The sequence below is a fragment of the Actinosynnema sp. CA-299493 genome (assembly GCF_050946825.1).
Classification (GTDB): domain Bacteria; phylum Actinomycetota; class Actinomycetes; order Mycobacteriales; family Pseudonocardiaceae; genus Actinosynnema.
Window position 1 is genome coordinate 76,984 of sequence record NZ_CP191993.1, and the last position, 17,593, is coordinate 94,576.

21 protein-coding genes and 1 tRNA gene are annotated in these 17,593 nt (G+C 71.3%); 16 read left to right on the forward strand and 6 right to left on the reverse strand.

The genetic code is table 11. The features are described 5' to 3' along the window. Window positions 1-38: 38 nt before the first annotated feature. From ACQPYE_RS00370 to ACQPYE_RS00380, 3 genes are all read right to left on the reverse strand, one after another. On the reverse strand, window positions 39-467 hold the full coding sequence (locus ACQPYE_RS00370) for an OsmC family protein (protein ID WP_498718497.1): 429 nt from the start codon (window positions 465-467) through the stop codon (window positions 39-41). A 119-nt stretch (window positions 468-586) separates the two neighbouring features. Beyond that, window positions 587-659, reverse strand: a tRNA-Gly gene (locus ACQPYE_RS00375). A gap of 13 nt (window positions 660-672) precedes the next feature. After that, window positions 673-1,083: a DUF7674 family protein gene (locus tag ACQPYE_RS00380; RefSeq protein ID WP_498718498.1), complete on the reverse strand. Its 411-nt coding sequence runs from the start codon at window positions 1,081-1,083 to the stop codon at window positions 673-675. Between the two features lie 249 nt (window positions 1,084-1,332). Here ACQPYE_RS00380 and ACQPYE_RS00385 point away from each other — a divergent pair, with 249 nt between their 5' ends. From ACQPYE_RS00385 to ACQPYE_RS00405, 5 genes are all read left to right on the forward strand, one after another. Next, window positions 1,333-2,706, forward strand: a complete 1,374-nt coding sequence (locus tag ACQPYE_RS00385) for a sigma-70 family RNA polymerase sigma factor (RefSeq protein WP_498718499.1) — start codon at window positions 1,333-1,335, stop codon at window positions 2,704-2,706. Between the two features lie 87 nt (window positions 2,707-2,793). Continuing rightward, the gene (locus tag ACQPYE_RS00390) at window positions 2,794-3,228 is read left to right on the forward strand and encodes a DUF983 domain-containing protein (RefSeq protein WP_498718500.1); all 435 of its coding nucleotides are present in this window, start codon (window positions 2,794-2,796) and stop codon (window positions 3,226-3,228) included. A gap of 59 nt (window positions 3,229-3,287) precedes the next feature. Next, a complete protein-coding gene (locus tag ACQPYE_RS00395; RefSeq protein ID WP_498718502.1) occupies window positions 3,288-4,151 on the forward strand; it encodes a DNA-formamidopyrimidine glycosylase family protein in 864 nt (287 codons plus the stop codon). Between the two features lie 92 nt (window positions 4,152-4,243). Further along, window positions 4,244-4,528, forward strand: coding sequence for a hypothetical protein (locus tag ACQPYE_RS00400; RefSeq protein ID WP_498718503.1), 285 nt, complete (start codon window positions 4,244-4,246; stop codon window positions 4,526-4,528). Window positions 4,529-4,711: 183 nt separating this feature from the next. Continuing rightward, the gene (locus ACQPYE_RS00405; RefSeq protein WP_498718504.1) at window positions 4,712-5,971 is read left to right on the forward strand and encodes a histidine kinase; all 1,260 of its coding nucleotides are present in this window, start codon (window positions 4,712-4,714) and stop codon (window positions 5,969-5,971) included. A gap of 22 nt (window positions 5,972-5,993) precedes the next feature. Here the strand turns inward: ACQPYE_RS00405 and ACQPYE_RS00410 are convergent, their stop codons facing one another. Next, a complete protein-coding gene (locus ACQPYE_RS00410; protein ID WP_498718505.1) occupies window positions 5,994-6,161 on the reverse strand; it encodes a hypothetical protein in 168 nt (55 codons plus the stop codon). A 73-nt stretch (window positions 6,162-6,234) separates the two neighbouring features. Between ACQPYE_RS00410 and ACQPYE_RS00415 the strand changes: the two genes are divergently transcribed. The 8 genes from ACQPYE_RS00415 to ACQPYE_RS00450 all read left to right on the forward strand — a co-directional run bounded on the left by ACQPYE_RS00415 (window position 6,235) and on the right by ACQPYE_RS00450 (window position 13,896). Beyond that, complete coding sequence (locus ACQPYE_RS00415; protein ID WP_498718506.1) at window positions 6,235-7,101, forward strand: S49 family peptidase; 867 nt, start codon at window positions 6,235-6,237, stop codon at window positions 7,099-7,101. 61 nt (window positions 7,102-7,162) lie between these two features. Further along, window positions 7,163-8,005, forward strand: coding sequence for a LytR/AlgR family response regulator transcription factor (locus ACQPYE_RS00420; RefSeq protein WP_498718507.1), 843 nt, complete (start codon window positions 7,163-7,165; stop codon window positions 8,003-8,005). Continuing rightward, on the forward strand, window positions 8,002-8,442 hold the full coding sequence (locus ACQPYE_RS00425) for a hypothetical protein (protein WP_498718508.1): 441 nt from the start codon (window positions 8,002-8,004) through the stop codon (window positions 8,440-8,442). The genes ACQPYE_RS00420 and ACQPYE_RS00425 overlap by 4 nt, the downstream gene beginning before the upstream one ends. A gap of 35 nt (window positions 8,443-8,477) precedes the next feature. Then, a complete protein-coding gene (locus ACQPYE_RS00430; protein ID WP_498723094.1) occupies window positions 8,478-10,235 on the forward strand; it encodes a sodium/solute symporter in 1,758 nt (585 codons plus the stop codon). Between the two features lie 379 nt (window positions 10,236-10,614). Continuing rightward, complete coding sequence (locus ACQPYE_RS00435) at window positions 10,615-10,962, forward strand: DUF485 domain-containing protein (protein WP_498718509.1); 348 nt, start codon at window positions 10,615-10,617, stop codon at window positions 10,960-10,962. Next, on the forward strand, window positions 10,959-12,548 hold the full coding sequence (locus tag ACQPYE_RS00440; protein ID WP_498718510.1) for a monocarboxylic acid transporter: 1,590 nt from the start codon (window positions 10,959-10,961) through the stop codon (window positions 12,546-12,548). The genes ACQPYE_RS00435 and ACQPYE_RS00440 overlap by 4 nt, the downstream gene beginning before the upstream one ends. Window positions 12,549-12,650: 102 nt before the next feature. Continuing rightward, on the forward strand, window positions 12,651-12,989 hold the full coding sequence (locus ACQPYE_RS00445; protein ID WP_498718511.1) for a rhodanese-like domain-containing protein: 339 nt from the start codon (window positions 12,651-12,653) through the stop codon (window positions 12,987-12,989). 1 nt (window position 12,990) lies between these two features. Continuing rightward, window positions 12,991-13,896, forward strand: a complete 906-nt coding sequence (locus tag ACQPYE_RS00450) for a DUF4328 domain-containing protein (protein ID WP_498718512.1) — start codon at window positions 12,991-12,993, stop codon at window positions 13,894-13,896. Window positions 13,897-13,926: 30 nt separating this feature from the next. On the opposite strand, the gene ACQPYE_RS00455 is transcribed toward ACQPYE_RS00450, so the two are convergent. After that, window positions 13,927-14,172, reverse strand: coding sequence for a hypothetical protein (locus ACQPYE_RS00455; protein WP_498718513.1), 246 nt, complete (start codon window positions 14,170-14,172; stop codon window positions 13,927-13,929). Between the two features lie 91 nt (window positions 14,173-14,263). Here ACQPYE_RS00455 and ACQPYE_RS00460 point away from each other — a divergent pair, with 91 nt between their 5' ends. Genes ACQPYE_RS00460 through ACQPYE_RS00470 form a run of 3 tightly spaced genes read left to right on the forward strand, consistent with a single transcriptional unit; the run spans window position 14,264 to window position 16,341 of the window. Then, complete coding sequence (locus ACQPYE_RS00460; protein ID WP_498718514.1) at window positions 14,264-15,091, forward strand: helix-turn-helix domain-containing protein; 828 nt, start codon at window positions 14,264-14,266, stop codon at window positions 15,089-15,091. 14 nt (window positions 15,092-15,105) lie between these two features. Then, on the forward strand, window positions 15,106-15,300 hold the full coding sequence (locus ACQPYE_RS00465; RefSeq protein WP_498718515.1) for a DUF397 domain-containing protein: 195 nt from the start codon (window positions 15,106-15,108) through the stop codon (window positions 15,298-15,300). A gap of 24 nt (window positions 15,301-15,324) precedes the next feature. Then, complete coding sequence (locus ACQPYE_RS00470; RefSeq protein ID WP_498718516.1) at window positions 15,325-16,341, forward strand: glycerophosphodiester phosphodiesterase; 1,017 nt, start codon at window positions 15,325-15,327, stop codon at window positions 16,339-16,341. Here the strand turns inward: ACQPYE_RS00470 and ACQPYE_RS00475 are convergent. Next, entirely contained in the window at window positions 16,338-17,570 is a 1,233-nt protein-coding gene (locus ACQPYE_RS00475; RefSeq protein ID WP_498718517.1) for a cytochrome P450, read from the reverse strand. The genes ACQPYE_RS00470 and ACQPYE_RS00475 overlap by 4 nt on opposite strands. Between the last annotated feature and the right edge of the window lie 23 nt (window positions 17,571-17,593).

A 17,593-nucleotide genomic window follows, 5' to 3' on the forward strand; every position in this document is an offset into this window, starting at 1 on the left:
GTATCTGACCGGTACCAGAGCTCATCCGGCGAGCCGGGTCACGCCTGGAGGTTGGCCGTCAGCGTGATCTCGGTGCCGGCCAGCGCCTTGCTGACCGGGCAGTTCTCCTTGGCGTTCGCGGCCGCGGCCGCGAAGCCCTCCGCGTCCAGCCCCGGCACGACCGCGGTGACGGTCAGGTGGATGCCGGTGATGCCGGTGCCGGGCTGGAACGTCACCTCGGCCGAGGTCTCGACCTGCTGCGGCGGGGTGCCCGCCTGCGCGAGGCCGTGCGACAGCGCCATCGAGTAGCAGGACGAGTGCGCGGCGGCGATCAGCTCCTCGGGGCTGGTCTTGCCGTTCGCCGCCTCGGCCCGGGACGGCCAGCTCACGTCGAACGTGCCGACGCCGGACGACTCAAGGGCGACGTTGCCCTTGCCCTCCAGCAGGTTGCCTTCCCAGCGCGTGGTCGCCTTGCGGGTGGTGGCCATGTCTACAACTCCGTCTTCGACGAGGAAACCCTTCGCCGCCAAACCTAATGGTGATCGTCGGCGCGTGCCGTGGCGCACACGCGAAAGGCCCCCGGTGCGACACCGGGGGCCTTTCGGAGAGCGGATGACGAGACTCGAACTCGCGACCCTCACCTTGGCAAGGTGATGCGCTACCAACTGCGCTACATCCGCCTGTTGGAGACCACTATAGACCACTCTCGAACCGGGTTTCGACGGGGGGTCCCGATCGCGCCAGCAACCGGTCGACCTCGATCAACCGCTCCTTCGACCAGCGCCACTCCCACAGGGGCCTGACCCGGTCGACGACCTCGGCGGGCAGCCACGGCGCCACCTCGTCGCGCAGCTCCCACTCGTCGAACACGTGCTCGTAGAAGCTGACCACGGACGCGTCGGACAGGAACCGCTCGGGCTGCCGGAAGCACCAGTGCGCGAAGCCGTACACCCGGCCGAGCGCCTCGCGGTCGCCGTCGCGGTGGGCCTCCAGCGCGAGTTGCCACAACTCGGACAGGAACACGTGGCAGGACCAGGACTCGCGCTCGACAACGGCGCTCAGCTCGGGGAGGAGGGCGGAAGCCCTTGTGCGCCAATCGACCACGCGGCAGGAGACTACTCGTCGGCGGGCGGTCCGCAGCGCGGTCGGCCACCAGCTGACGCCCACCCGTGACCGCCCCGTCACCGACCGCGAGCGCTCCCGCCGCGGTGCGCAGGTGCTCTGACTAGGCCGAACGGTCGACACCACCCGTCGGGTGTTCGGTATCGGCTCGCTATCACTTCGGGCCGGGACCAGCCGACTGTGGCATCTTGACCACTGGACCACAGGCGGGGCGGGAGGTGCCGGGGCGGGATGGCCGGAGATGCCGATGTCGACCTGGAACTGCTCGCCAGGGTCAGGGCGGGCGACGACGGCGCGTTCGGCGAGCTGTTCACCCGCCACGCCGACGCCGTTCGCCGGTTCGCCCTCCGGCACGTGCGCGAGCACGCCGAAGCCGACGACCTGACCGCCGAGGCGTTCTTCCGCGTGTTCCAGGCGATCCGCCGGGGCAACGGGCCCACCGAGCACGTCCGCACCTACCTGCTGACCGTCGCGCGCCGGGTGGCGTGGGAGTGGAGCGGGCGGCGGCGGGACGTGCCGGTGGCGGACGAGGAGCTGAGCCTGCGGGTCGAGCCGTTCCCGGACGTCACCGCGAACCGGCCGGAGCACGCGCTGATCTCCCGCGCGTTCACCAGCCTGCCCGAGCGGTGGCGCACGGTGCTGTGGCAGGTCGAGGTGGAGGGCGAGCGGCCGGCCGCGGTCGCGCCGCACTTCGGCCTGAGCCCGAACGCGATGGCGGCGCTGGCCCGCCGCGCCCGCGAGGGGCTGCGGGCGGCCTACCTCCAGGCGCACCTGGCCGAGGACGCCGGGCCGCGCGCGTGCAGCTCCGTGGTCGCGAAGCTGGGCGCCTACACGGCGGGCGGCTCGCAGGGCGCCGAGCACCGGCGCATCCGCGCGCACCTGCGGACCTGCTCCTCCTGCAACGCGCTGCACGCCGAGCTGGTCGAGGTGTGCTCGACGTTGCGGGCGCACGCGGCGAGCATCGCCGTGCCGGTGGCCGCGACCGCGCTGCTGGGGCCGGCGGTGCTCGGCCCCGTGGCGCTCGGTCCCGCGGTGCTCGGCCCGGCGGTGCTGGGCAAGGCCGCGTGGCTCACCGGCCGGGTGAAGCTGGCGCTGGCGGCCGCCACCTCGGCCGCGGCCGTCGGCCTGTTCGGGGTGCTGGCGGGCACGTTCACCGGCGCGCCCGGCCCGGCGCTGGTGCAGTCCGGCCCGGACGGCGCGCCCGGCGAGAACGTGCTGGCCCTGTGCTCGACCGGAGCGACCACGACGATGACCGGCACGGCGACCAGCGCGACGTCGCCGCCGCCGGCCGACGCGCGGCGGGTCGTGCGCACGAGGGTGGAGCAGGCGGGGCGTCCGGCGCCGACGACGACGTCCACCTCCGTCCCGCCGCGGGTGGAGCCGACCGGCTCGACCGCGCCGGCCGAGCCGCGCGACCTGGACCCGACCACGACGTCGACGCCGGTCACCACGACCGACCCGCGCACGGTCCTCCTGGTCACGACCACGACGAGCACCGCGGCCACCACCACCGAACCGGCCAGGTCGGCCGAGCCGCCGACGCCGCCGGTCACGCCCACGACCGTGACGCTGCGCCCGACGCCGACCGGCCTCGGCGCCGCGTGACGGCCGGGGTTTCACCCACGAGGTGCAAGACTTTGCCGGTAGCGTGGAAAGCGCTGAGTGATCGCTCGACGTCTTGAGGAGACGGTGATGACGCGGCTGGTGCGCGGAGCTGACGGCCGGATGTGGACGGTGCGCAGCCAGATCGAGTGGCGCAACCCGTCGACGGAAGAGGACTTCGAGCACGACGTGAACGGCGGCCACGGCCCCGGCGTGCTGCTGCTGGCGATCGTGATCGGCATGGGGGTGCTGCTGGTCGCGTGGACGCCGGCGGAGGTCGTCGTGCCGGCGTGGCTGCTCGTCGCGCTGGTCCTGGTCTTCCTGTTCTTCCCGGTGCGCTGGGCGGTGCGGCGGCCGTGGCTGGTGGCGGCGGAGTCGAAGAAGACCGAGGAGCTGCCGCCGGAGCGGTGGGTCGGCTCGGTGCGCGGCTTCCTGACCGTGCGCAACGAGGTCGCCAACGTGGCCCGCAAGATCGAGATGTACTCGCTGCCGGACCTGGACGGCCCGCTGCAACCGGTCGACTGACACCGGTCGACTGATCACAACCGGTCGACTGATCGCGCCCGGCGGGTGACACTGGTCGGGTGCCGGAACTGCCCGAGGTCGAGGCGCTCGCCCACCACCTGCGCGAGCACGCCGTCGGACGGCGCGTGCACCGGGTGGACGTCGCGTCGTTGCAGGTGTTGAAGACGTTCACGCCGCCGTGGACGGAGCTCCAGGGGCGCGAGGTGACCGGCGCGGGCCGGTTCGGCAAGCACCTGGACCTCGACTGCGGCGGCCTGCACCTGGTGGTGCACCTGGCGCGGGCCGGGTGGCTGCGCTGGTCGGAGCACCTGTCGGCGGCCCCGCCCAAGCCCGGCCGGGGCCCGTTGGCGCTGCGCGTGCACCTGGGCCCGCCGGGTGAGGGGCCGGGGTTCGACCTGACCGAGGCGGGCACCAAGAAGGGCCTGGCCGCGTGGGTCGTCGATGACCCGGCGGACGTGCCCGGCATCGCGCGGCTCGGTCCGGACGCGCTGTCGCTCACCCGCACCCGGCTCGAAGACCTGTTCGCCGGTCGCACGGAGCGGCTGAAGACCGCGTTGACCGACCAGGCGCTGATGGCGGGCGTCGGCAACGCGTACTCCGACGAGATCATGCACACGGCGCGGCTGTCGCCGTACGCGACGGCGGGGAAGCTGCCCGCCGAGGCGCTGGACCGGCTGCACGAGGCGTTGGTCGGCGTGCTGACCGACGCGGTGGCCCGGTCGGTGGGCCAGTCCGCCGCGACACTGAAGGGTGAGAAGAGGTCCGGGCTGCGGGTGCACGCGCGGACCGGGCTGCCCTGCCCGGTGTGCGGTGACGCGGTGCGCGAGGTCTCGTTCGCGGACAAGGCCTTCCAGTACTGCCCGACGTGCCAGACGGGTGGCAAGCCGCTCGCCGACCGCCGGCTGTCACGGCTCCTCAAGTAGGTCACACGGACGAGTGGCTTGGCCCGTTCGTCGGCTGAGTCGCGCCGTCGGGGGAACTCCTCCGGGGTCAGACCGACCCGCTTGGAGGAGTCATGAACCAGCGCATCGCCGCCGCGCTGATCGGCACGACCATGGGACTGGCCACGTTCGCCGGTTCGACCATCGCCGTCTCGGCCGCCGCGCCGAAGGCCGAGCCGCCGGCCCAGTTGCAGCAGGACCAGGTGTCCGAGGTGATCTGCCGGGTGCTGGAGGACCTGGACCTGCTCGACCACCCCGCGCTCGCGGACCTGGTGAAGAACCTGAAGTGCAAGGACTCGGACGACCCGACCGAGACCACCACGTCGGCGTCCGAGTCGGCAGAGCCGGGCCGGCGCTGACGCGGGGTGAGCGCCGAGGCCGGGTGCGCGACCCGAGTGATCGGGTCGCGCCCACGCTCAGTGATCGTCACGAGTGTTGATCACCCGTTCGGGTAAGCACCCTGCCACGGTTGCCCGCAATTCATCGGATGTGCACGTCTCGCACGGCCCATCCCCTTGCCTATACCGCCCCCACGGCACAGCATGGACGCCGTGCGGGACCTCCTGACCGAGCGCGCTGTGCTCGGACTCATCGCGACCTTGGCCGTTCTGGGCCTCTTCGTGATGCTGTGCCGCGCCCGCCGCGTCAGCACGTCGGTCGAGGACGCCGTGATGGACATGCTGCACCGCATGTCGAAGGCGTCGGCCGACCTGCGCGAGGGCTTGACCGAGGACGCGGCGAACAAGGCGACGCCGCACCTGCGGGAGATGCTGCGGTGCGTCGCGGTCGGCATCACCGACCACGAAGGCACCCTGCTGTCCTGGGACGGCGGGGCCAACGACCACTACGAGTTCCTGCGCGCCTACATCGAGCGCGCCATCGGCGAGGGCCACAAGGAGCACGTCGAGCACCGCAAGCTGGACTGCGAGCTGCCCGGCCCGTGCTCGCTGCACAGCGCCGTGATCGTGCCGCTGGTGGTCGAGGGCGACGTCGCCGGCACGTTGATCGTGGTCAGCGGGGTGGCGAACAAGCGGCAGATCCGGATGGCGGAGGAGACCGCGCGGTTCGTCTCCACGCAGCTGGAGCTGGAGGTGCTGCAGAAGTCCCGGCAGGCGCTGGCGCAGGCCGAGGTCCGGGCGCTGCGGGCGCAGATCTCGCCGCACTTCGTCTACAACGCGCTGAACACGATCTCGTCGCTGATCCGCACGGACCCGGCGCACGCGCGGGAGCTGCTCCAGGAGTTCGCCGAGTTCACCCGCTACTCGTTCCGCACCGACGGCTTCTTCACCACGCTGGCCGACGAGCTGACCAACATCCACCGCTACCTGACCATCGAGCAGGCGCGGTACGGGTCGAGGCTGAACGTGCGGCTCAAGATCGCGCCCGAGGTGCTCCAGGTCGTGCTGCCGTTCCTGGTGCTGCAACCTCTGGTGGAGAACGCCGTCCGGCACGGGCTGGCGAAGAAGCCCGGCGGCGGCGAGCTGACGATCATCGCCGAGGACAACGGCGCGGAGGCGTTGATCTCGGTCGAGGACGACGGCGTCGGCATGGACCCGGACCGCCTCTTCGACGACCTCAAGGACGCCCACCAGACCGGCGCGCACGTCGGCCTCGGCAACATCAACCACCGGATGCGGGCGGTCTTCGGCGACGACTACGCGCTGGTCGTGGAGACCGCGCCGGAAGCCGGCATGAAGATCATCCTGAAGATCCCGAAGTACCGGCCGGGCGTGCAGACGAACCTGCCCCTGGTGCCGTCGCGGCTGGAGGACACCACCGAGCAGCCCGTGGTGCGCGCCTGACCGGACCGGCGGCGGCGCGCGTTCAGGCGGCGGCGATGGCCAGGACGGTCACCACCATGACCGCGCACACGCTCCACGTGATCCACATCCAGTAGACGTGCATCGCGGTCGGACCGTCGGCGTTCCGGCGGCCCCGGTCGTCCCACCACTCGACGTACCGCTCGAGCCACCGGAACGGGTTGAACGTCACCGCTCGATGGTAGCCGTGCCCGCCGGTGCTTCCCGGACGCGCTCGACCGCCGCGGACCCGTAAGGTCGAGCACATGAGCGTGACGGACAAGATCGCGGCCCGGCTGCCCAGGATCGTGAGCGAGCGGACCGAGCGCGGACCCGTGGTGGCCGCCGTCCGGCTGCACGGCGTCATCACCCCGACGCCGACGCCGATGGCGCGCAACACCATCAGCATGCAGACCGTGGAGAGCGCGCTGACCCGGGCCTTCGAGCACGACCGGTTGGTCGCGGTCGCGCTGCTGATCAACTCGCCCGGCGGCGCGCCGACGCAGTCCGCGCTGGTCGCCGAGCGCGTCCGGGAGCTGGCCGCGAAGAAGAAGGTGCCCGTCCTGGCGTTCTGCGAGGACCTGGCGGCCTCCGGCGGCTACTGGCTGGCCTGCGCGGGCGACGAGATCTACGCGCACGGCACGTCCCTGGTCGGCTCGATCGGCGTGGTGAGCTCGGGTTTCGGCCTCGACGGGCTGATCGAGCGCTACGGCGTCGAGCGGCGCGTGCACACGGCCGGCGAGGCCAAGGTGCGCCTGGACCCGTTCAGCCCGGAGAAGCCCGAGGACGTCGAGTGGCTCAAGGGCCTCCAGGCGCAGCTGCACGAGCAGTTCACCGACTGGGTCAAGGAGCGCCGCGGCGCGAAGCTCACGGCCACCGACGACGAGCTGTTCAACGGCGAGGTGTGGACCGGGGCGAAGGCGGTCGAGCTCGGCCTGGTGGACGGCCTCGGCACGCTGCGCGGCGTCGTCGCCAAGCGCTACCCGGACGCGGAGATCGCGATCGCCGAGCCGCGCCGGCCCTTCCTCGCCCGCCTCGGGCTCGCCGGCGCGACCACTCGATCGGGCGACTTCCTGGTGGAGGGGTTGGCGGCGCTGGAAGAGCGGGCGCGCTGGTCGCGATTCGGCTTGTGAGGTCACGCCCCGGTGGCCGTCCGGCAACCGGCGTAGACAGCGACCCCACCGGGTCGGCAAGATGCGCGGCACAGTGAGTACCCAGGACAACACCGGCCTCCTCGTTCTGGCGGTGGACGACGAGGCACCCGGTCTGAGCGAGATCAAGTTCCTGCTCGAGAGCAGCCCGCACATCCGACGCGTGCTCACGGCCTTCGACGCGGCCGAGGCACTGCGCATCCTCCGGGGTGACTACGACGTCGAGGTGATGGACCGCACCCGGGCGGGGCTGCCGCCGGTCGACGCCGTGTTCGCGGACATCAACATGCCCGGGCTCAGCGGCACGGACCTCGCGCGCGTGCTCGGCGCGTTCCGGCAGCCGCCGGCGCTGGTGTTCGTCACGGGGGTCGAGCACTCGGAGGCCGTGGTGGCGTTCGAGGTGGGCGCGCTGGACTTCGTGACCAAGCCGATCAACTCCGACCGGATCAACAAGGCGATCTCGCGCGTCGTGGACCGGGTCGCCGCGACACCGGCGGTCACGCCGGAGCCCGCGGCGGAACCGCTGGACGACGAGGTGATCCCGGTCGAGCTGGGCGGCACGATCAAGCTCGTGCCGCGCGCCACCGTCCGCTACGTCGAGGCGCAGGGCGACTACGCGCGCCTGCACACCAACGACGGCGCGAGCCACCTGGTGCGCATCCCGCTGGCCCAGCTGGAGGAGCGCTGGGAGAACGCCGGGTTCGTCCGCATCCACCGCTCCTTCCTGGTGGCGCTGCCGCTGGTGACCGAGCTGCGGATGACGTCGAACGGGTACGCGGTGGTGATCGGCTCCGGCGAGGGCGCCAAGGAGCTGCCGGTCAGCCGGCGGCACACGCGTGAGCTGAAGGAGAGGATCGTGCGTCCCCCCAAGAGCAGTTGGGGATGACCAAGCACTCCGGCCCTCCCGGGCAACCGGACCAGCCGCAGCCGGGCGAGCGCGATGCCTGGCTGTCGGTCTCCGCGCGCAAGAACCGCCGCCGGCGCGTGGTGCTGGCCGATCCGCGCGGGCGCGGGCGGGTGCTCCGCACGATCATCGAGCTGGAGGAGCAGACCAGCGTCGGCGAGAAGCTGATCCGCGACCTGATCCGGACCCAGCTGCGCACGGGCCTGGTGCTCGGCGGCGGCACGTTGCTGCTGCTGGCGCTGCTGCCGCTGGTGTTCTACCTGCTGCCGTGGCTGGCGGAGGTGGAGCTCGTCGGCGTGCGGCTGCCGTGGCTGCTGCTGGGCCTGCTGCCGTTCCCGCTCTGCTACGGCGTCGGCTACGCGTACCGGACGTTCGCCGAGCGGCACGAGCAGGACTTCGTGAACTCGGTGGACCGGTGATCGACAACACGTGGAGCCTCGTGCTCGTCGGCGTGATGGCGTTGCTGACGTTCTCGCTGGGCTACGTGGGTTCCCGCCGGGCGAACACGACGCCGGACTTCCTGGTGGCCCGCCGCGCCGTGCCGGCCACCCGCAACGCCGCCGCGATCTCCGGCGAGTACCTGTCCGCGGCCTCGTTCCTGGGCGTGGCGGGGCTGGTGCTCAAGGACGGCATCGACGCCCTGTGGTACCCGATCGGCTTCACCGCGGGCTACCTGGCGATGATGCTGTTCGTGGCCGCGCCGCTGCGGCGGTCGGGCGCGTACACGCTGCCGGACTTCGCCGAGGCGCGGCTCGGCCCGTCGAACCTGCGGAAGGTCTGCACGTTCTTCGTGATCTGCATCGGCGTGCTGTACCTGGTGCCGCAGCTCCAGTCGGCCGGGTTGACGTTGAACACGATCACCGGCCTGCCCGCGTGGCTGGGCGGCGCGGCGGTGACCGTGATCGTGGTGGTGAACGTGCTCGGCGGCGGGATGCGCGCGATCACGCTGGTGCAGGCGTTCCAGTACTGGGGCAAGCTGTTCGCCATCGCCGCGCCGACGTTCGTGCTGTTCGCGCTGTTCCTGACCGGTCCGGGCAACGGCGCGCAGCCGGTGGACGCCTCGGGCGTGCTGCGGTTCCCCGAGGACGTCGAGGTGACCACGGTCGACCCGGTGCGGGTGCGCGTCGACGTGGCGATGGAGCTGTCCGCGACCGGCCGGGTGGACGGCTCGCCCGCCGACGGCCCGGTGTACTGGACGCCCGGCGAGTACGCGGTGGGCGCGGAGACGGAGCTGCGGTTCGCCGCGGGGTCGCCGGTGCCGGTGGTCGAGGGGTCGCCGACGTCGAACCACGACTGGCTGCGGCCCCAGACGGAGGGCCTGTCGGGGCTGTTCGAAACCTACTCGCTGATCTTCGCGACGTTCCTGGGCACGATGGGGCTGCCGCACGTGCTGGTGCGGTTCTACACGAACCCGGACGGGCGGGCGGCGCGGCGCACGGCGTTGCACGTGCTGTACCTGCTGGGGTTGTTCTACCTCTTCCCGACCGTGCTGGGCGTGATCTCGCGCCAGTACCTGCCGCAGCTGCTGGTCACGGGCAAGACGGACGCGGCGGTGCTGCTGCTGCCGACCACGATGCAGCCGAACCTGCTCGGCCAGGTGCTCGGCGCGGTGGTGGCGGCGGGCGCGTTCGCGGCGTTCCTGTCCACGTCGTCGGGGCTGCTCGTGTCGGTGGCCGGGGTGGTGTCGACGGACATCCTGCCGGGCAAGGTGCGCGACTTCCGGTGGGCGACGGTGCTGACCGGCGCGGTGGCGATCGGGTTGGCGCTGCTGCTGCCCCGGTCGGACGCGTCGTTGACGGTGGCCATGTCGTTCGCGCTGGCGGCGTCCACGTTCTGCCCGTTGTTGTTGCTGGGCATCTGGTGGCGCGGGTTGACGTGGGTCGGCGCGATGGCCGGCCTGCTGGTCGGCGGCGGGCTGGTGATCGGCGCGCAGGTGGCCACGGTGGTCAGCTCGTACACCGGGGAGTGGGCGCCGTCGGTGTTCTCGCAGCCGGCGCTGGTGACCGTGCCGGTGGCGTTCCTGACCATGGTGATGATCAGCAAGCTGACCGCGCGCCGCAGGCCCGAGGACGTGAACCAGATCCTGCTGCGGTTCCACGCGCCGGATCCGCTGGGGTTCATGCGCGACCGCGAGTCGCAGTTCGGCGCGGCCGAGGAGAAGTCGCGCGCGGTGGATCGCGAGCACGGCGCGCACGGGCCGTTCGCTCCCTGAATCGGTGTGAAACGGCTCACAGCCGTGTTTGAGCGGCCAATCCTGGGTCAGTCCTCCGGGAAGGCCTGTCGCCCGTGCGGTCCCACGATGACCTGCGGCGTATCCGGCCGCTCGGGGACTTGTCGCTGAGAGTGGAGATAGGTCTCGATCGGGTGAAGATAAAGACACCGATCCGGCTATCGGTGACTTCGATCACCCGAGTGGCAGTTCGGCTCAGAGTTACTACCGCTCATCGCATCACTCGACTGTTGAGCGCAAGGTCACACAAAAGGTCTTTCAGGCGTGAGCCAGGTCTCCCTACGGTGCACGGCGTATCAGGAACGCACCAGGAGGACTTACGTGCCGTTCACACCGTCGTCAAGTACGCGAGGAGGGGACCGTGAGCACCTCTGAGCAGCACACCCCCGACGCCCAGGGCAACCACAACTGGGTGGATGTGCAGAACAGCCCCGACTTCCGCGAGTTGCGCCGGCGGCTGCGCAGTTTCGTCTTCCCCATGGCCGGCCTCTTCCTGGCCTGGTACCTGCTGTACGTCCTGCTCGCCGACTACGCCCACGGGTTCATGTCGACGAAGGTCATCGGCAACATCAACTGGGGCCTGATCCTCGGTCTGCTCCAGTTCGTGTCGACGTTCCTCATCACCACGCTCTACGTGCGGCACGCGAACAAGAACCTCGACCCCATGGCGGAGAAGCTCCGCAACGAGCTCGAAGGGGGTCAAGCGTGAACGGCAACGCCCTGCTCAACATCGGCATCTTCGGCGTCTTCGTCGCGGCAACCCTGGTCGTCGTCATCCGGGCCAGCCGCAACACCAAGACGGCCGCCGACTACCTCGCCGCGGGCCGTGCCTTCACCGGCCCCCAGAACGGCATCGCCATCGCGGGCGACTACCTGTCCGCCGCGTCGTTCCTCGGCATCGCGGGCGCCATCGCGGTCAACGGCTACGACGGCTTCCTCTACTCCATCGGCTTCCTGGTGGCGTGGCTCATCGCGTTGCTGCTGGTCGCGGAGCTGCTGCGGAACACCGGCAAGTTCACGATGGGCGACGTGCTCGCGTTCCGGATGCGGCAGCGGCCCATCCGCGCGGCGGCGGCCACCTCGACGATGGCCGTGTCGTTCTTCTACCTGCTGGCCCAGATGGCCGGCGCCGGCGGCCTCGTCGCGCTCCTGCTGGGCATCACCGGCAAGGGCGGCCAGGCCGTCGTCATCGCCGTGGTCGGCGCGCTGATGATCGCCTACGTGCTCATCGGCGGCATGAAGGGCACCACCTGGGTGCAGATCATCAAGGCCGTGCTGCTCATCGCGGGCGCCGGCGTGATGACCGTCTGGGTGCTGGGCAAGTACGGCTTCAACCTGTCCACCCTGCTCGGCTCGGTGTCGGACAAGCTGCTCGGCCCGGGTCTTCAGTACGGCAAGACGGAGACCAGCAAGCTCGACTTCCTCTCGCTGGCCCTCGCGCTGGTGCTCGGCACCGCCGGCCTGCCGCACATCCTGATGCGCTTCTACACGGTCCCGACCGCGAAGGAAGCCCGCCGTTCCGTGGTGTGGGCGATCTGGCTGATCGGCGTGTTCTACCTGCTCACGCTGGTGCTCGGCTACGGCGCGGCGGCCCTCGTGGGCTCCGACAAGATCACCAAGGCGCCCGGTGGCGTGAACTCGGCCGCGCCGCTGCTGGCCGAGGCCCTCGGCGGTCCGATCCTGCTCGGCCTGATCGCCGCGGTCGCGTTCGCCACGATCCTCGCCGTGGTCGCCGGCCTGACGATCACCGCGTCGGCGTCGTTCGCGCACGACATCTACGCCAACATCATCAAGAAGGGCAAGCTGGAGGACAAGGAGGCGGAGGTCCGGGTCGCGCGGATCACCGCCGTCGTCATCGGCATCGTGGCGATCCTCGGCGGCATCCTGGCCAACGGCCAGAACATCGCCTTCCTGGTCGCGCTCGCGTTCGCGGTGGCGGCCTCGGCGAACCTGCCGACGATCCTCTACTCGCTGTTCTGGAAGCGCTTCAACACCGCGGGCGCCCTCTGGAGCATCTACGGCGGTCTCGGCATCACGGTGCTGCTGATCGTGTTCTCGCCGGTGGTGTCCGGCAAGCCGGTCAACCCGGCGACGGGCAAGAGCGCGTCGATGCTGCAAGGCGTCGACTTCCACTGGTTCCCGCTCGACAACCCCGGCCTCGTGTCGATCCCGCTGTCGTTCCTGCTGGGATACCTGGGCACGATCCTGTCGAAGGAGAACAATAAGGAGAAGTACGCGGAGATGGAGGTGCGCGCCCTCACCGGCGTCGGCGCCGAGAAGGCGACCGTCCACTAGTCGCCGCTCCGCTGCTGACCCGCGCCGGCCGTCATCCTTTCGGGGAGGGCGGCCGGCGTGCTCCTTATCCCCGGCTCATGGCGGCCGTGGCAGCATGGTCCCGTGACCGTTCCCAGCGTTGAAGTGTCCGAGGTGCCGGCGGAACTGCCGGCGGGCAAGGTCCTGCTCGACGTGCGCGAGGCCGACGAGTGGGCGGCGGGCCACGCCCCGGGCGCCCTGCACATCCCGATGAGCGAGTTGGCGGGCAGGCTCGACGCGCTCCCGGCCGACTCCGAGTTCTACGTCGTGTGCCGCGCCGGCGGCCGTTCCGCGCGGGTCACCCAGTACCTGAACGCCAACGGGTGGGAGGCGACGAACGTCGACGGCGGCATGCAGGTGTGGGCCGCGTCCGGCCGTCCGCTGGTCGGTGAGGTCGACGGCGCGGAGCCCGAGGTCATCTGACATGGCGCTGCGACCGATGCGCGTGGACTGGGTGGCGACCCCGCCACCCGGCGCCTACCCGCACCGTCGCCAGGGCGGGCCGCGCCGGGGCTACACCGGCCCGCCGTCGTACCCGGTCCCGCCGCGCTGGGGCTTCCCGCTGCTGGCGTGGCGCTGGCCCACGTCCGTGGCCATCGACGACGACCGGCCCGCCGACTCCATCGACCACGCGCAGCGGCTGGCGCGCACGGCGTCCCACGCCCTGGGGCTGGTCGCGCTGACGGCGGTGTGGGCGGCGGGCAGCGAGCTGTGGCGCTACGTGTTGCTGCTGCTCAGCCGCTACGGCGCGATGTCGGAGACCACGGTGGGCGTGTCGGACGCCATGGTCGTGGCGTCGTCGGTGGTGACGATCGTGGCGTCCGCGGTCGCCCTGGTCTTCACGCTGCTGTGGCTGCGCCGCGCCCGCGCCGCCGCCGCCTCGGAAGCGGGCTACGGCCCGTCGAGGTCGGACCGGGAGGTGCTGGTCGGCCTGGTGGTCCCCGGCGTGAACCTGGTCGTGCCGGGCTCGGTCCTGGCGGAGCTGGAGCACGCGGCGCTGCGCGAGCCGGCCAGCTCCCGCCCGGCGCCGTCCAGGCTGGTCCGCTGGTGGTGGGGGCTGTGGGCGGGCACCGGCCTGTTCGTCGCGTTCACCGCGGTCTGGGACTTCCGCTCCAGCGTGCAGGCCATGGCGGACGGCGTGCTGTTCCACGCGGTCGCCGACCTGCTGACCGCCGCCGTGGCCGTCCTGACCGCCGTGGTGGTCCGCCGGATCACCACCCTGCTGCTGCCGGTGGACGCCGGCGCCATCCGCCGGATGCGGGTCGTGGACGTCAAGGACGCCCCGACCCCCGTCCTGCGCCCGATCCGCTCGTCGGGCTCGCCGCGCTGACGCACCCGGGCACGACCACCCGCCCGGTGGTCATGCGGTCTTGTCCTCGTGGTCGGCTTCCTCGTACTCCCAGACGAGCGCGAGGGGGACGCGCCTGCCGTACCGGGCGAGGGCCGAATCGGCGGACGTGTGCTGCCCGATGAACGTGCGGCCGGTCTCGGGATCGCGCCGGTAGACGATCGCGTCCGACCGGTCCTCGTCCACGACTTCCATGCCCCAGGCGAAGATCCGGCTGCGGTCGGTCGCGTCCACCAGGCTGAAGAGATTCGCTTCCACGCCGACGACTGTGCGGCCGGGAGATCCGCCCGATGCGGTGAAGCGCAGCGGGAATCCCGCATCCGCGCGTCCCACCGGATCATGCTGCCCTGTGCCCACTCCGCCACCGTTCCGCCGCCGTCGGCTGGGGCGCAAGCTCACCCGGATGCGGACCCAGGCCAAGCTCACCCTCGATGAAGCGGCCAAAGCCCTCTACCGCACCAAGTCCACCCTGCACCGGCTGGAGAAGGGCGAGACCATCCTCGACGTCCACCTCGCCAAGTCGATGATGGACCTCTACGACCAGTACGACCCCGACCTCCTCGACCAGGCGCTGCGCGCCCGCGAGCCCGGCTGGTGGACCACCCACGGCATCGAGAACCAGGGCTACATCGACGTCGAGACCGAGGCCTCCGACGTGCGCGACCTGTCGCCGCTGATCATCCCGGGCCTGCTCCAGACGACCGGCTACATGCGCGCGATGTTCGAGGCGCACCGGCTCAAGCGGACCAGGCGGTGGTTGGAGAACGACATCAGGGTCCGGCAGATCCGCCAAGAGCGGCTGACCCAGCCCGACGAACCGCTGCGCCTGCACGCGATCCTCGATGAAGCCGCGCTTCGCAAGGTGGTCGGCAGCCGAGAGGTCATGCGCGAACAGCTGAGGCACCTGATCGAGCTGGCGAAGCGGCCGAACGTGACGATCCAGCTGGTGTCGAGCGGGCAAGGCGTGGTCGACGGCATGGCGACGGCGTTCACGCTGCTGGGCTTCGCCGGACCCGACGAGCCCGAGGTCCTGTACATCGAGTACCTGACCGGAGCGCTGCACATCGAGGAGGAACGGCAGCTCCAGGAGGCTAGACTGACGTTCGGCTTCGCGGCCTCCCAGGCGTTGGGTCCGGAGGATTCGGTGGTCTTGATCGAACGGGTTCTGGCCGAGTGAAAGAGGCGGTGGCGGTGTCCACAGGGGACCTCTCCGGCGTGACGTGGCGCAAGAGCAGCCGGAGCAACGGCGCCAGCAACGCGAACTGCGTCGAGGTGGCGTTCGCGGAACCCGTCGTCGCCGTGCGGGACTCGAAGAACCCGGATGCCGCCACGCTCGTGTTCCCCGCTGTTCAGTGGTCGTTCTTCCGCCGGCACTGGGGCTCCTGACCTGCCGCGTGCCACCGTGGAGCCATGCGGGCACTCGTGGTGGCACTGGTCCTGACCCTGCTGACCTCCGGTGTGGCGGAGGCGGGCAGCGGCCGGAGGTTCGACCTCCAAGCCCACCGCGGTGGGCTCGGGCTGACGGTCGAGAGCACGGTGGCGGCGTTCGGCAAGGCGCTGGAACTCGGCGTCACGACGCTGGAACTGGACGTGCAGATCACCGCGGACGGCCGGGAGGTCGTCACGCACGACCGGAAGACGAACCCGGGCAAGTGCGCCGACACCGCGCCCGCGTTCCCCGGCGACCCGGCGTTCCCGTACGCGGGCAAGTACGTGAAGGACCTGACGTTCGCGCAGGTCCGCACGCTGGACTGCGGGTCGAAGCGGTGGGCGCAGCACCCGGACCAGGAGCTGTCGCCGGGCGCGCGGATGCCGACGCTGGCCGAGGTGTTCGCCCTGGCCCGCGACCACCGCGCGTTCCACGTGAAGTTCAACGTCGAGACCAAGGTCGAGGCCGCCGCGCCGCACGAGACCGCGCCGCGCGAGCAGTTCGTCGAGGTCACGGCCCGCGAGATCCGCAAGTCCGGCTTCTACCGCAACGTCACCGTGCAGTCGTTCGACTGGGGCACGCTGATGCTGTGGCGCGAGGCCGAGCCGCGCCTGCCGCTGGTCGCGCTGACCCAGCCGGAGTTCCTGCGCCCCGGCTCGCCGTGGACGGGCGGCCTGGACCTGGCCGACTTCGGCGGCAGCGTGGTCGAGGCGGTGAAGAGCTTCGGCGCGTCCGCGCTCTCCCCGGTGCACGGCAACCCGCAGAACGGCCGGGTCGGCGACCCGGACTACGTCCCGTTCACCACGAAAGCCCTGGTGGACGAGGCGCACGCGCACGGCCTGAAGGTCATCCCGTGGACCGTGAACGACCTGGCCACCATGCACAAGCTGATCGACGACGGCGTGGACGGCATCATCACCGACTACCCCGACCGGCTGCGCGCGGTGATGGCCGAACGCGGCTTCAAGCTGCCGAAGAAGTACCCGCGCAGGCGCTAGCCGGACGTCAGCGGCAGGTCGTGCAGGCCGCGGATGACGAACTCGGCGCGGCGGCGGGGTTCGGCGGCCAGGGTGGCGGTCGGGAGCTTGCGGGCCAGGGAGGACAGGGCGGCCTGGACCTCGATGCGGGCCAGGGGCGCGCCCAGGCAGTAGTGGATGCCCATGCCGAAGCCCAGGTGGGGGTTGGGGTTGCGGGTGATGTCGACGGTGTCCGGGTCGGTGAAGACCTCGGGGTCGCGGGCCGCCGCGCCCAGCAGCGCGGCGATCTTCTGACCCGGTTCGAGCCGGTACCCGGCGATCGTGACGGCCTCGGTGGCGGTGCGCTCGAACAGCTGCAACGGCGAGTCGTAGCGGATCAGCTCCTCGACCGCCGTGGGCAGCAGGGCGTGGTCGGCCACCAGGCGGCGCCACTCGTGCGGGTGGCTCATCAGCGCTCGGACGCCGTTGCCGATGACGTTGACCGTGGCCTCGTGGCCGGCCATGAGCAGCAGCACGGCGGTCGCCACCAGCTCGTCCTCGGTCAGCTTCGCGCCATCGGTGTCGGTGACCGCCACCAGGTCGGACACCAGGTCGTCACCGGGCGACGCGCGCCGCAGCGCGATCAGCTCCCGCAGGTAGGCGACGAACTCGGCGGCGGCGTGCTCGGCCGCCGCCTGCTTGTCCGCGGCCAGGTCGTACTCGTACATCTTCACGATGGCGTTGGACCACGGCTGGAGCAGCGCGCGGTCACCGGCGGGCACGCCCAGCAGTTCGGCGATCACCTCGACGGGCAGCGGCGTGGCCACGTGGGTCAGCAGGTCGGCCTGCCCGTCCGACGAGATCCCGGCGACCAGCTCGTCCACCAGGCGGTCCGCGAGGTCGGTGATCCACGGCCGCAGCCGCTCCACGTGACCGCGGCCGAACGCGGCGGCGACCAGCCTGCGCAGCCGGCCGTGCGTGGGCGGCTCGTTCTCCAGCAGCGAGTTGCGGTGCAGCAGGTTGAACGACGTGAACCGGTCGACGGGCTTCGCGTCGGTCCAGAGGCGGCCGAGCGACCGGTGCCTGAGCACGGCCGACGCCGCCGCGTGCGACACCGCGACCGCGACGCCCATGTCCTCGTGCCAGTGCACCCCGCCCTGCGCGCGCATCGCCGCGAACACGGGGTACGGATCGGCGATGAAAGCCGGATCGTGCTGGTCGAAGGAGGCCACGGTGACGGACGGTAGGTCTTGAGCGGGGCTCGCGTCCATCGGCGCGTGGTTGTTGTGGCGAA